Genomic DNA, 15,074 nt, shown 5'->3' with positions numbered 1-15,074 from the left:
TATATATGGCTTTTATTTAAATTAATATTATTTGCAAAGTTATATTAAGCATTATTTAGTTTATTTTTATTGCTAATGCAACATTTATTTTAGTATATACATATATATTTAACATTAAAATATCATATTGTAAATAAATGCTGAAACTATAGCTCCACATATAGGTGCTATAACTGGTATTGGAGCATATTGCCAGTCAGAATCTCCTTTATTTGGAACTGGTAGTATAAAATGTGCAAGTCTTGGCCCTAAATCTCTAGCTGGATTTATAGCATATCCTGTAGGTCCTCCTAAACTTAAACCTATGCCCCATACTACTATACCTACTGCAATCGGACTTATTCCTTCAGCTAATGGATATGCTCCTATACCTAATATTGCAAACATTAATATAAAAGTTCCTATAAATTCAGTTATAAAGTTTGACTTTAAGTTTCTAACTTCTGGAGCTGTACAAAATACACCTAATTTAATACTTTTATCTTCAGTTAATTTAAAATGATCATAATAAGAAATTAATACTAATGAAGCTCCTATAAATGCTCCTATAAATTGTGCTATTAAATACATTGGAACATCTTCCCACGGAAACTTTCCAATAGATGCAAGAGCTAATGTTACTGCTGGATTAAAATGAGCTCCACTTATATTACCAAACATAAATACTGGTATGGTAACTGCAAATGCCCACCCAGCTGTTATAGATATTATTCCACCATTTACACCTTTTGTTTTTTTAAGTATTACATTAGCTACAACTCCGTCTCCTAGTAATACTAATATCATCGTTCCTACTAATTCTGCAAAAAATCTTAAATCCATAATATTTCTCCCATTAAATTCCCCCCTCATTTCTGAAGGGGGATAATACTAGCTAATAATGATACATAAGCCATATTTATTCTAGCTTATAAATTCTCACAAATATCAACTGCTTGTCTTATGTTATTAGCTATTAACTTTATGAAAAGCATCAACAGCAGCTTGTGCTATTAATCTATCTTCTTCTACTGATCCTCCACTTACACCTACAGCTCCTACAACTTGTCCATCTACTACAATTGGTAGACCTCCACCAAAAGGAACTATCCTAGCATTGTTTGTAAGTTGAAGTCCATATAAAGATTCTCCTGGTTGAACAACTTCACTTATCTCATGAGTTCCTTGTCTTAAACAAGCAGATGTAAATGCTTTGTTTATTGAGATTTCTATACTTGTTATAAAAGCATCTTCCATTCTATGCATTAACATAAGGTTTGCACCTTTATCAACTGCTGAAAATACTACAGGTACATTTATTTCTAAAGCTTTTTTTTCTGCTGCTTTAGCCATTTCTTTAACTATTTCTAAGCTTAATTCTTTATATTCATTTAATTTTTTCAAGTAATATCACCTCTTTATATTTTCTTAAGTTCAATTCCTTTAACTAATCTTGCTCCGTTAGCTCCTAGGTTTCTAAATGATCTTAATTCTTGATTAAAATCTATACAAAATAATGGTCTATCTTTTTTTAATTTATTAGTTGTTAAGATTATCTTTTCTTTATTTATACCAATTCCTACAGACAACCTAGATTTTAAAGATGCTTCATGGCTTAAAGTTTCACAGTTATTAAATTTCATTTGTTTTACTATATACGGAATTCCTTCTTCTTCTATCCCCCACAAAACTTCCTTAAATTCATCTATATCTGTATCAGCTGAGTGATATACATATATACTAGGTGTATCTAAATCATAACACTTTATAATCATAGCTTGCTCCTTATTTAGATGCTAATATAAGTCCTGTTGCTACTGCATTTCTTGGACCTTCTATTCCTCTTATATTTCCTCTACCTGCTACAACCCCATAGTGAGATAGTGCATCAGTTATAAGTTGTGGTACTTCAAAGTCTAGGGATGAGCCTCCAACTAATACTACAAATTCAATATCTCTAATATTGCCTGTAGGAGACACTATACTAAGTGATCTTAGACAGTTAGTAACAAACACTTTTTCTTTAGCTAATCTTCTTATATTTTTTATTTTTTCAACTGAATTTTGACCATCTATAGGAATCAGTTCATTATCTTTTATAATTACAACTTTTGCAAAAACTGATGGGTCTAGTGGTTTTTCAAAAAATTCTACACTTCCATCTTCATGTCTTATATTAAATAGCGATTCTACCTTTGCTAAAGAATACTTCTTTATATCTTCAGCTGTTGAAAAATCTTCAAGACCAAGTTCTGATTTTATAAGCATAGTTACCATATTTCCTGCACCTGCTAAATGTATTGATTTAACTTCACCTTTATTATTCATTATAGAAGCATCTGTTGAACCTGCTCCCATATCAAGTATTGCAAGAGGTACGCTAGTACCTGGAGTTGTTAGTGCTCCTTTTATAGCAACGTCAGCTTCTACTCCACCAACTTCTACTTTTATCTTTAGCTTTTCTTCAAGTTCATCTGCTATCATTTGCATTTGGAGTTTATCTGCTTTAACCATAACTGCTATTCCTACAGCATTTTCCATTGAAAACTCTTTTGCAAGTCCACCTTTTACGTTTTGTGGAGTAAATGTATCTACCGCTAATAAATCTTGAATCTTTATATCTGATATGTTTTGATTAGTAAGCTCACTCATTACTTGCCTTACTCTTTCAATCATTCCACCTGCATTAGTTCCAGCTTCACCTTTTATATCACAAACTGGTAAACTTAAATTAACTCCATCCATTATCTTCTTAGCACCTTGGTCAACATCAACTATTTCTTTTCTTCTTTCCCCTTCGATAATTATCTTACCAGCAGGAATTTTTTTCTCCTTAACATCCCCTTTAGGAGTCTTTATAACTACTGCAGATCTATTTCCTATAAGTGCTCTAGATATAGGAACAATCATCTTAGTTTCTTCAGAAGTTAAATTAAACACAGTTGCTATTCCATAAGGATTTGACAACTTATCTATAACCTTTCCTTGCATAGCAACTTCAACTGCACATAGCATGCCTATAGGTACTTTTTCAAGTAGAGTTACTTCATCTACTATTGGTATTTTTTTATCTAACCTATTATTTATTAATACTGCATCATCTCTTTGAACAATGGCACCAGTTATATTTATTCCTCTTTCAACTGCAAAATTTATTCTATATGATGCTTCTAAAAAATTTATATCTTCTAACACAAGAGGAATATAACTTTCTTTTAAATCTATATCTTCTAAATTTTCTAAATCTCTTATATCTATGGTTTTACCTATACCTAAACCTTCTCCACCAGGTGTAGCTGGGTTATGCCCTATCATAGTTGATTCAGTTATTATAGTTTCAGTTATAGTTTCCATAGCTACATCTCCTATAACTGGAGCTGCTTCATTTATTTTTACTAAATCTAAATCTTCCATTTTTAGCTTTGCATTATTAAGAGCAATATTTAAAGATGAAATTACACCATTTATATTCTCTTTTGTTCCTTTTATTCCACTAGTTGGGACAATACTACTAGAAATAAAATCTACTTTATCATCATAAACTTTTGCAAGTGCTACTTCGGTAGTAGCATTTCCAATATCTACACCTGCTATTATTTTCATTTTGCTTACATCCTTTTATTTATTATTCTATTCTTAGTTTTTTTCTAACTTCATAAACCTCTGCCGCTTCTCTTATAAAATCTGCATTTACTTTAGCATTGTAAATATTTTCAAGTTCATCAGCTATTTCAAGTAATTCTTCTTTTGTAGATCTAAAAGGTCTTAATGCATTGTATATTTCTAATATTCTTTCATCAGGAACACTTATAAGTTCACCTGCTCTTCTAAAATTTCTTGCTATTGCATTTCTATTCATTCCTTCAGCTACTTGAGCTTGCATTTCTAAAGTTTCTTTAGATATTCTTATATCTTCAGGCTTTATATCTTGTGACATAACACTTTCTAATGTTATATCTTCTAGTTTTTTACCTGTTGGAGTCTTTATAAGATTTGGTATCTTAGTTGCTAAAGGATAATCCTTAGGTGTTATTCTATTTTTTTGCATGAAATTTCTCCTTTCTATAATTAGAATTTAACTTTTATCTCATTTGGTTTTTTATTTTCTATAATATGTTTCGTTTCCTTTATATGAAGTAATGCAGCTATTGCCATAAACTTTGGTCTAGCCATTTGATCATTTTTAGTTGGTACTGGATTTGGTGACTCTCCCTTTGCATATTTTGCTGCATTTTTTCCTATTGCTCTAAAAGTATCTAAATCTAAAAGAGGTGCTTGTGGAAAAAGTTCTACATTGTTTAGTGGAAGTAAATCCTTTTGATGTATAACTGTTGTTCCCTTAGATTGAATACCTATACCAATTCCTGAACCACTTAATTTCGCAGCATCATTTGCCATAAATGAGACATCAGAAGTTCTTAGTATTCTAACAACACGAGCATGTAATCCCTCTTCTTCTATACCTGCTATAAGTTCTCTTAATACTTCATCATGTTTTATATTAACTATAGTTTTAGTTTGATATTTTAAAAATGCAGGTCCTATCCCTATAACTACTTCATCTGATCTTGTTCCAACACTAGCTTCTCCCATTTCTTCTATTTGAAGAGTTGGCATTATAAACTTATCCATCTATATCAACTCCTTAATCTATATCTTCTGGTTTTATTACATTAGGTATATTCTTTATTTCATTCCATCTTTCTTCACTTAATCTATATCCTGTTCCAGGACCTTTATAGTCATTAATGTCATTAACGGCACTTATAACATCAAAGTTTTCATCTAATATAGCTGATGTTTGTAAATAATCTCCTGTAACTCTTTGCTTAAGCATGTTTAATACATTATTTGCAACATCATCAAATCCATGTTTACTTAACGCTTTAACTATATCAAGTCCAGTTATTTTATTTTTTAACATTTCTTCTGCTGCTTTTAAATCTTCAACTATGTTTCTTTCTGGCATATCTTTACTTCCATGTGCATAAGTTGCAGCTTCTACCTCTTCATCAGTTACATCAGGGAATCCTAATTCCTTAAATACTGCTTGTATAGCTTTTGCTGCTTTATTTCTAATAGCTATTATTTCCTCTTCACTTACTGGTCTAAGTCCACCATCTACCATTAAATCTCTTTGAAGTATATTATAGTCATCAAAATCTTCTGCATCGAAGTTTGATCCAGCGAACATATTATCATAGTTTGGAACTGCACTATATCCTGAGAATATAAAGTCCGTTCCTGGAAGCATTTGCATTAAAGTTCTCGCAGTTCTTCTTATATCAGAATGTGAGAATGTTTGATCATTTGCAGATGCTACTTCTATATCTAACATAGATGCAATTAGATTTTCTGCAAGTACAGCTCTTATTCCTGATGGAACAGCTCCTGTCATACCTATACAACTAACAGCTCCATTTTGAAGTCCTTGAACTCCAGCACCTTTAGTTATATATATACATCTTGCTTCTAAATAAAGCATTGATTTACCTTCTGCATATCCCATTAATGCTTCTGATCCAGTACCTGATGTATATCTCATTTTTAATCCTCTTGAAGCATAAGCAGATGCTAAAAATGCTTTTGACCAAGGTGTATCATCTCCATCTGTAAATACTGACTCTGTTCCATATACTGAAACTGTTTCAGCATAACTTGTAAGACCTCTCATTCCTAAGTCAAGTTCTGTAGCTTCTTCAACAGAACATTGAGTTAATATCCCTCCACGGCCAACTTGAGAACCTACAAGTATAGCTAATGCATTAAAAGGTGCATATCTAACTATTGCAACAGTAGTTTCTTGTTCTGAAAATCCTCTTTTTGCTGCTTCTGCTGCATCTGCTGCTATTTGAACTGGATTGTCTTTTAGGTTAGTTACATGGCATTGATTTGACGGAGTTTTTCTTGCTCTAGTCTTTTGAAGTGCCATCATCATCTCAACAACATTCATATGAGATACAACTTCAACAATCTTAGCAGGTGTTATAGCTGTACTTATATCAACTATTTCCTCTCTTGAAACATTTATATCTACTAATTTTTTAGCTATTTCAACTGAATCTAAATTCATGTATTCTTCTGCTTTTTCTAAATTTATAGCGTAGTCTGCTATAAATCTATCTATCATATCAAAATCTTCTCTTTTTTTACTATCTAACTCAACTACCTTACCATTTTCTATCTTTATAGAAGGCTTTGGATCATTTGGGCTACCCATTGCTATTAATCCTTCATCTGCCCACTCTCCAATAAGACCATCTTGATTTACTGGGCGCTTAGCTAAAACTTCAAATCTTTTTGACTTCATATTCTCATCTCCCTTAGTTAAATCGTTTTCTCGGTTTCACTTGTTATAATTTTAACTTATTTTTATATTTATTCCATTACAATATTTTGCCTTTATATGTGATTTTTTTATCAATTTATACGTATTTAAATAAGATTATTTTGTCTTTTATGTATTTTTAAATAAAAAAATAGTCCTATATTTAAATAGAACTATTTTTAATATGTAAATCTCTATATTTTTTTGGGGTAATGTTTTCTGACTTTTTAAATACTCTTATAAAATAACCACAATCTTCAAATCCAAGATTTATTGCTATGTTATTAATTGGCTCATCTGTACTTACTAGTAATTCTTTTGCTTTAGATATTTTTTTAGAATTTAAGTAGTTTATAAAATTTAATCCAGTTTCTTTTTTAAATAACTTACTAAAGTAACATTGGCTTAAATTGCAAACAAGTGATATCTTATCCAAAGTTATATTTTCATTTATATTATTATCAATATATTCAATAGCTTGTATTATAGGTGACTTAATTTCATTTTCTTCGTTAATCTTTAAATTAACATTTTCATCTATGTTTTCTTCTTCTATTTCTATATTCACTTCTTCTAATTGGTTTTTCTTATTTTCTTCTTTTAATTTATGACTAGCTTCATTTAATGACATTTTAAGAATTGCTTCTTCCACTATATAGTTACTAATATGAAACATCATTTGTGCTATGGCTTTTATCTTCGTAATACTAACAACAGGTAAGTTTTTATATTCTTTTTCTAGCTCTTTTTTTAAATCTTCACCTAAATTATCAAAGTCTTTATTTACCCGTACAATTTCTTCTAATTCGATATTTTCATTATCTTCAAGTAGAACTTGACCAGCCATAACAGCACCTAAGTATTGATCTTTAACTATTATTGGTGCAGCAAAGTCTACTAAACCTTTATGGCATATATATATATATGAATTTTTCATTCTTACAGATTCTAGTCCACCTCTTGAATCACATTTTTCACAAATGGCTGAATATCTATCTATTTTTCTAATCATAGAACAAAATTTAGTACAATTACTATGATTTGTTATTGCCTTTCCCTCGTAATTAACCATTATTATAGCTATTCCTGTAGCTTGTGCTATATCATCTTGTATTTTTTGGAATGATTCTATGTTTATTATTTTTTCTAATGATAATGTATTGTTCAATGTGACACATCCTTTTTACATTTTATAGACTCTTTTTATGTCTTTATTATATTGTTATGTGCAAACTTTTTCAATACCTTAATACTAAGCATACTAAATAAGGAGGAACAATTCGTTCCTCCTTTAATGTTTCATCTATAAACTAAATAGTTCATTAATATCCTCTTCACGTAAACTAGATAATAATGAAGAGTTATTCATATCACCACTTATAATATTTTCAATTAAATCTTTTTTATCATCTTGAAGCTTTATAATCTTTTCCTCAATAGTTCCTTTAGCTATAAGCTTTATGACTTCTACAACATTTTTTTGACCAAATCTATGTGCTCTATCAGTTGCTTGGTCTTCAATAGCTGGATTCCACCAAGGGTCAAAATGTATAACAATATCTGCACTTGTTAAGTTAAGACCTGTTCCTCCTGCTTTTAGGGATATTAAAAATACCTTATTTTTATCACCTTCATTAAATTCATTAACAAGGTTTATTCTCTTGTTTGCACTAGTTGAACCATCTAAATAAGAATAATTTATATTCTCTTTATCTAATCTATCTCCTAGATTTTTAAGTACTGATGTAAACTGAGAAAATAGTAATATCTTATGTCCTTCATTTATATTTTCTTTTATTAATTCTAAACAAACATCAATTTTAGAACTTCCACCACTATAGTCTTCTATTAGTATAGATGGGTCTAGACAAAGCTGTCTAAGCTTTGTTAAATATGAAAATATAGTTATTTTATCTTGTTTGAACTCTTCATTTTCCCTTTTTTTGTTTATGTCATTTACAAGTGCTGTGTATGCTTTTTTCTGAGGTTTGTTCATTTCAACGAAGAACTTCTTCTCAATTTTTTCTGGCAATTCTTCTAAAACATCTTTTTTAAGTCTTCTTAATATAAATGGATTTATCATTTTCTTAAGTTCATCTATATTTTTATTATCGCCTTTTATAAATTTTTCTTCAAAAGACCTTCTATTGAATAAATATCCTGGCATTAAAAAATCAAATATAGACCAAAGTTCTATTAAATTATTTTCAATAGGTGTTCCAGTTAAAGCAAATTTAACCCCTGCATTTATATTTTTAACACATTCTGTGTTTTTAGCAAATGGATTTTTTATATTTTGAGCTTCATCTATTACTAAATAATCAAAATACATTTTTTCATAATACTCAAAATCATTTCTAAGAGTTGAATATGTAGTAAGTACTACATCTACTTCACTAATTTCCTTAAATAATTTAATTCTTTGATTTTTATCTCCATGCATAATTAGTACTTTCATACTTGGAGCAAAGTTTTCTATTTCATCCTTCCAGTTATGTACTAGGGAAGTTGGAGTTATTATTAGACTTTTTTTATTTTCCTTTGAAAGTAAAAAAGATATTGTTTGTATAGTTTTACCAAGTCCCATTTCATCTGCAAGTATACCACCAAACTCATAATGATTTAAAGTATTAAGCCACTTATACCCATCTATTTGGTAATCTCTTAATATTGCATTTAGATTTTTAGGTACTTTAATATCTATATTATTAATAGTATTTATTTTATCTGCTATTGATTTTAAATACTCTTTACCACTTATAAATTCTAATTCATCATTTTTTAAAAGTTCATTTAAATATATAGCCTTGTTATTATTTATCTTTAACTTACTACTACTTATATCTTTAGTTAAATCACCAACTAATGTATCTAATAGTTTAAAAAACTCTTGTGCTTTATCATCTTTTAAATCTATTATAGTATCATTTTTAAGCTTGTAAAATCTCTTCTTTTCCTTAAAGGCTTTTAATATTTTTTTGTACTCTTTTTCATCAACATTTTCAATATTAAAGTTAATTTCTAAGTACTTTCTATCTTTATTTTCATTTACACTTGCATTTATATTTGGATTTAATATGTTGTATTTAAACTTATCAGAATAATAAACTTCACCTATTTCTTTTAGTTCTCTTATTTTATCGCTTAATAATATATATAAGTCAAGTTCACTTCCTACAAATACAAATTTATTATCAGTTTCTTCTTCAAATTTTAAATTATTTAAAACTTCTTTTATATTATTTTCTTTGTTAACATCTCTTATTATATAGTAATCTTTATTTTCTTTTTCATTGCCATATATAAATTTTAAATCAAGAATTATCAAATCTTTTTTTCTATCTAAGTAAATCTTAGTATTTAAATCTTTTCTTATCTTTTTACTTATGTTTTCATCAATTGATACATTTAAACTAGCTTGTTCTAACTTTGGTATTACTTTAGTTATAACTTCTTGTACTTTTGATTTATCAAATTTTATACTATTATCTTCTTTTAAATGCTTATAAAAGTGTTTATATGAACTATATTGATTTATTGAAGGTAGGTATATATCTCCATTGTAGAAAAATACATCTGCCTTTTCATTTAAAGGAATTGGCATATTTTCATCACTACTTATAACTAATTTATCATTTTTATCTTCTATATTAAAAGATATTGGTAAGTCTTTATAAAGTATATTAGGTTCATATATTATGTCATCTATTTTTATCTTAATTCTTTTATTTCCTAAAGTAGTTAAAAATCTTTTTAAAGAATCTCCAATTATATTTAAAATTTTTCCTTCTACTAATTCTATTTGATCTTTATCTTTTTGTAATACTTTAAATTGTTCGTTTATAGTTACCATTTCATCTATATATGAAGCTATTGCCTCATCTTGTGATGAAAAAGTATGTTTTTTAGGCTCATATTTAAAGTCTTTTCCATAAGTTATGCTACTTCCAAATTTTCTAGCTTCTGTAAAATCGCTTAGGCTTTTTAAAACATACATCTTATTTTTTCCTATCTTAAATTCAACTTTTGCATATTGTTGATTTGTAGATGTATCTATTAATACCTCTAGATTTATTTTTTCTTCAGTCTCTATACTTTCAAGTATCATATCTTGTGGAGTTTTCTTTTCTATTATATCTATTGTTTCTATACTTTTTATATTTTCATGTAAAGTTTCAAGTGGAAACTCTTCTTTTGATTGTTTTATATCATAAATAGCTTCTAAAAATGTTGCTACTAAGTGTTTACACATATATGGATGACTATTAGACTTTTTATTTTTAATATAATCATCACATGTGCAAGAGGTATCTTCAAGGGCTAAGTTTTCTAGATTTAAAGCTAATTCATTTTTATAGTCTATATATGCCTTAGATCCTTCTACTATTGAATGTATGCATATATATTTACCTTCTATAAATATATTTAGGTTGTATACATTTCCTATTTCATAGTATTCTTGTCCTCTACTCCATCTAGTTATATTAGTTATTTTTTTTGCATTTGAATTTATTTTATCTAGTATCACGAATTCACCCCTAACTACCTTTTACTATTTTGTATTATATCATACATTGTATTCTTTAATACGATATAAAAGGTCTATCCCAATAAATTAGGCATAGACCTTTTATATATTTTTAAATAATAATCTATATATTATATTAAACTTTAAGTAAACAATATAATTAAACAAAATATTGTTATAATATTACAAATTGCACTTACTATACCTTCGTGCTTACCAGTTTTAATATTTGCCACACTTATTCTATGTTTACTGTATGGGTAAAGTATTGGTACACCTGTTGGGTTTAGCATATCTAAAAGAAGATGGCTAATATATCCAACAGTCACTCCCCAAGCAAATATATCTAAACTATTATAAATCATATTAGAAAATATTGTACATAAAACCATTAACACTATTAAAGATGGATATTCTAAATCTAATAGCTTTTTTATTTTTTTGTTATGTACAAATTTAGGTCTCATTGAGTTTAGTGCTGTATCTAATGCTATCCATATTAAAAATCCACTAATTATTCCTATTGCTACTCTTGATGTTATGTCTTTAGTGTAGAAATTTTTAAGTATATATATGCCACCAAAGGAAAGTATAGCTACTATAAGTGCTGCTACTAAGGTATGTGTAAATCCTCTGTGTTCTGTATGCTTTGCTACAAATTTAGATATTGGCTTTAGTTTTTTACCTACTTCACTACCTTTGTGGTCTATATCTGGTAGTAATGCTCCAAAAGATGCTCCTGTAACTAACATTACACCTTGTTCTATTGATATATTTTTAAATCCCCCTAGTGCTACCACTGTAAGAGTTGCTAGCGCTACTCCACCACACTTATGTGTTGTTCCATTCATTATGTTTCTCCTAGTCTATATACTATCTTTTTTTAGCTTATCCTAAAGCTATTAATTCTAATTTTAATACTTATATAATATACACATTAAAATCTACTTTAGTCAAATAATTATTATATAATAAAAGAGCTTCTTAAAATATTTAAAATTTTAAGAAGCTCTTTTAATTTTATTTAATTATATTAACTAAGCATTAAATTTAATACAGATAATGCTCCTATTATCCAAAGAGTTACACTAATCTTTTCAGTTTCCTTAGAAACAACATGCATTATAATGTATGAAATAAATCCAAAACATAAACCTATACTAATGCTATAAGTAAGTGGCATTAATAAAACTGTAACAAATGCACTAACAGCAATCTTGCTATCATTAAAGTCAACTTGTCTAATACTTGAAAACATAAATACCCCTACCATTACAAGTGCTGGAGATGCAGCATAAGATGGTACTACACCTAAAAGTGGTGTAAATAATAATGTTACTAAAAATAATGAAGCTGTAACTACTGATGCAAGACCTGTTCTAGCACCAGCTGCTATTCCTGCTGCTGATTCTCCAAAAGTAGTAACAGTACTTGTTCCAAGCATAGAACCTATTAAAGTAGAAGTAACATCTGCATATAACATTCTTGATAAACCTTTTATGTTTCCATCCTTATCTTCAAGTCCCATTTGCTTACAACAACTTATTAAAAACGCTAAAGAATCAAACATATCTATAAACATAAATGAAAATATTGGTCCTATTAATGAAAATTTAAGTGCTCCTAATATATCAAGCTTAAAAGCAACTGGTGCTATACTTGGAGGAGCTGAAATTATAGATGTAGGAAGTTCTACATATCCTAATACTATAGATAAAACAGTTGTTACAATAATACTTATTAAAATTCCACCTTTAACTTTTTTAACTTCAAATATTCCCATTAAAACAAGTCCAAATAAAGCTATTAAAACTGTTGGTGTAAAATCAGCTAAAGCAACTAATGTATCAGGATTACCAACTATTACTCCCATACCTTTAAGTCCTACAAATGATAAAAACAATCCAATACCTGCAGCTGATGCTATGCTAAGTTCTTTTGGTATTGCATCTGCAATATATTTTCTAACTCCAGTTATTGCTAAAATTAAAAATATCGTTCCAGATATAAATACAACTCCTAGAGCTTGTGTCCAGTGAACCCCTTCTCCAATAACAAGTGAATATGTGAAAAATGCATTAAGCCCCATACCTGGTGCAAGTGCAAAAGGTGCATTACCTAAAAATGCAAATATTAATGTTCCAATAGCAGTAGCAAGTATTGTTACAGTTATAAGTGCTGATTTATCCATCCCTGCATCAGATAATATTGCAGGATTTACAAATACTATGTAGGCCATAGTTAAAAATGTTGTAACTCCACCTATTACTTCAGTTTTTGCATTTGATCCACGTTCAGTGTATTTAAATATTTTATCTAAAAAAGATAAAGATGCCTTACTTTGTTGTTTTTGTGCTATCATACTTTCCTCCTAGATTTTAATTTTAAAAAAAGATATATATTCTAATTGAATAGAACATATATCTTACAAATCTAGTCTATAAGTATGTGTAGCTATTCATAGCAAACTCATTTACGGCGAGTTCGTAGAAACATATGGACCATATCACCATATTATACGAATAATATATCTATATTTTGAATTAATTATACATCATCACTGAATTTTTATCAATATTTTTATTTAAAGGTTTGTATTTTTAATAAAATTTTAGTTATATTTTCATATTTTAATATATAATTTTATATTATTTTTCAAAAATTAAATTAAAATCCGAACTATTTTATGTAATTATAAATTATATTCATAAAATCTAAGTCGTACTTATCTACACATTCATTAAAATCATCATTTATATAATTTTTTCATCTACATTTTCTTTTATATATTTTTCTGTGTCCATTTTATCAATTACATCTTTTTTAACTATCTCTGACTTTATTATTTTACCTCTGTAGATAATATATATTTTATAAGTGTCCTCACTAACTTCATTTAATGCAATTTTTATATTTTTGTCTATACTACTATTTATTACTTTTTGCTTATTAATTAAGCTTTTTATCTTGTCCATATCGTCTTTTATCTTAGATGCTTTTTCAAAGTTAAGACTCTCTATTTCTTTATTCAGATTATCTTTTAGTATGCTAAGTATATTATCGCTCTCACCTTTTAAATCACTTATTACTAATTTTATTATTTTATCATATTCATCTTTAGATATTTTTTCTCTACAAGGTCCTATACATTTATTTAAGTCATAGTTTATGCACTTATTCATTTTTTTGCATCTTCTTAGTTTATAGTTTTCGTTTAATATTTCTTTTATTTTTTCTAAGTTACTTAACTTTGTATATGGACCAAAGTATATACTATTGTCATCTATTTCTTCTACTACTTCAAGGTATGGGTAGTATTTATTTGTATCTATTTTTATATATGAGTAATTTTCATGGTTTTTCATTAGAGTATTGTACATTGGCTTTATTTTCTTTATATACTCACATTCTAGTAGTAGTGCATCTAGTTCTGTGTCTGTTTTTATTATTTCTATATCATGTATTCCCTTTACCATTCTTTGTATCTTTCTTGAGTGATTTTTAGAATTTGTAAAGTAGCTTTTTATTCTATCTTGAAGCTTTTTTGATTTTCCTACATATATTATGTTGTTGTTTTTATCTTTCATAAGATATATACCTGGTGTTTTTGGAAAGCTATTTATTTTTTCTTTTAAGTTCATAATATCCTCCAATAGCTTATTTTTTATGATTATACAATAAAAATTACTAGATATGTAGATAGTTTAATGATTTATTGATTTAAATGTCTTATTTTGTTAGACTATTATATATTATTGTTTAAAGGAAGGATATATTATGGGGAAAAAAATTTATACATTAATAATTATTGCTGTAGCTATAGTAATTATAGCTATTCCTGTGTACTTCATATATTCTATATTTTTTGTAAAATCTACTTCTAAAAACTTTGAAACAACAGGTATCATTACTGAAATGGAGTTTGAAGAGGGTAAATGGGAAACAAAAGAAGTTACTAAAAAAGTTAAGCAAGAAGATGGAACAACGAAAAAAGTAAAGGAAAAGAAAAAAATATACGATTATGAAGAATGGGACTTAGAAATTGAATATACTGATAGTGAAGGTAGGGAAAGAGTTTATAAAGAGGAGCCAATTGAAAAGTCTGATTTATATAAAAGCTTAGAAAAGAATAATTTAAAAGTTGGAGATAAGGTGAAGTTATTAATTGAAGAACGTTTTAGAGGGGATTCATTGGTAGGAACAGATATAATAGGTGTAATAGAAGATAAAAAATAAGGA

General features: G+C 27.9%; 13 protein-coding genes and 1 riboswitch. Of the genes, 1 reads left to right on the top strand and 12 read right to left on the bottom strand.

Going from position 1 to position 15,074, the window contains the following annotated elements:
• Nucleotides 1-114: 114 nt before the first annotated feature.
• The 12 genes from FRIFI_RS05355 to FRIFI_RS05300 all read right to left on the bottom strand — a co-directional run bounded on the left by FRIFI_RS05355 (nt 115) and on the right by FRIFI_RS05300 (nt 14,476).
• On the bottom strand, nt 115-822 hold the full coding sequence (locus tag FRIFI_RS05355) for an MIP/aquaporin family protein (protein ID WP_166505228.1): 708 nt from the start codon (nt 820-822) through the stop codon (nt 115-117).
• A gap of 126 nt (nt 823-948) precedes the next feature.
• Nucleotides 949-1,383: a GlcG/HbpS family heme-binding protein gene (locus FRIFI_RS05350; protein ID WP_092926338.1), complete on the bottom strand. Its 435-nt coding sequence runs from the start codon at nt 1,381-1,383 to the stop codon at nt 949-951.
• Nucleotides 1,384-1,397: 14 nt separating this feature from the next.
• Entirely contained in the window at nt 1,398-1,754 is a 357-nt protein-coding gene (locus FRIFI_RS05345; RefSeq protein WP_242977280.1) for a glycerol dehydratase reactivase beta/small subunit family protein, read from the bottom strand.
• A gap of 10 nt (nt 1,755-1,764) precedes the next feature.
• Complete coding sequence (locus FRIFI_RS05340; protein ID WP_092926340.1) at nt 1,765-3,582, bottom strand: diol dehydratase reactivase subunit alpha; 1,818 nt, start codon at nt 3,580-3,582, stop codon at nt 1,765-1,767.
• Between the two features lie 22 nt (nt 3,583-3,604).
• Nucleotides 3,605-4,027 carry a diol dehydratase small subunit gene (locus tag FRIFI_RS05335; RefSeq protein ID WP_166505227.1) on the bottom strand — a complete coding sequence of 141 codons (423 nt, stop codon included), beginning with the start codon at nt 4,025-4,027 and terminating at the stop codon, nt 3,605-3,607.
• Nucleotides 4,028-4,047: 20 nt separating this feature from the next.
• Nucleotides 4,048-4,611 carry a propanediol/glycerol family dehydratase medium subunit gene (locus FRIFI_RS05330; protein WP_092926344.1) on the bottom strand — a complete coding sequence of 188 codons (564 nt, stop codon included), beginning with the start codon at nt 4,609-4,611 and terminating at the stop codon, nt 4,048-4,050.
• A 13-nt stretch (nt 4,612-4,624) separates the two neighbouring features.
• Nucleotides 4,625-6,289 (bottom strand): propanediol/glycerol family dehydratase large subunit, encoded by a 1,665-nt coding sequence (locus FRIFI_RS05325; RefSeq protein ID WP_166505226.1) that lies wholly within the window; start codon nt 6,287-6,289, stop codon nt 4,625-4,627.
• Between the two features lie 181 nt (nt 6,290-6,470).
• Complete coding sequence (locus tag FRIFI_RS05320; RefSeq protein WP_166505225.1) at nt 6,471-7,475, bottom strand: PocR ligand-binding domain-containing protein; 1,005 nt, start codon at nt 7,473-7,475, stop codon at nt 6,471-6,473.
• Between the two features lie 135 nt (nt 7,476-7,610).
• Nucleotides 7,611-10,835 (bottom strand): DEAD/DEAH box helicase, encoded by a 3,225-nt coding sequence (locus FRIFI_RS05315; protein ID WP_166505224.1) that lies wholly within the window; start codon nt 10,833-10,835, stop codon nt 7,611-7,613.
• Between the two features lie 143 nt (nt 10,836-10,978).
• A complete protein-coding gene (locus FRIFI_RS05310) occupies nt 10,979-11,686 on the bottom strand; it encodes a metal-dependent hydrolase (RefSeq protein WP_166505223.1) in 708 nt (235 codons plus the stop codon).
• A gap of 182 nt (nt 11,687-11,868) precedes the next feature.
• Nucleotides 11,869-13,197 carry an NCS2 family permease gene (locus FRIFI_RS05305; protein WP_166505222.1) on the bottom strand — a complete coding sequence of 443 codons (1,329 nt, stop codon included), beginning with the start codon at nt 13,195-13,197 and terminating at the stop codon, nt 11,869-11,871.
• 79 nt (nt 13,198-13,276) lie between these two features.
• Nucleotides 13,277-13,377: riboswitch (purine riboswitch) on the bottom strand.
• 211 nt (nt 13,378-13,588) lie between these two features.
• Nucleotides 13,589-14,476, bottom strand: coding sequence for a GIY-YIG nuclease family protein (locus FRIFI_RS05300; protein WP_166505221.1), 888 nt, complete (start codon nt 14,474-14,476; stop codon nt 13,589-13,591).
• Between the two features lie 136 nt (nt 14,477-14,612).
• On the opposite strand from FRIFI_RS05300, the gene FRIFI_RS05295 reads away from it, so the two are divergent.
• Nucleotides 14,613-15,071 (top strand): hypothetical protein, encoded by a 459-nt coding sequence (locus tag FRIFI_RS05295; RefSeq protein WP_092926353.1) that lies wholly within the window; start codon nt 14,613-14,615, stop codon nt 15,069-15,071.
• Nucleotides 15,072-15,074 lie beyond the last annotated feature (3 nt).

It is taken from the genome of Romboutsia hominis (assembly GCF_900002575.1).
Lineage (GTDB): Bacteria > Bacillota > Clostridia > Peptostreptococcales > Peptostreptococcaceae > Romboutsia_C > Romboutsia_C hominis.
The sequence above is the reverse complement of the archived record's forward strand: the minus strand, read 5'-3'. Positions and strand labels throughout refer to the sequence as shown.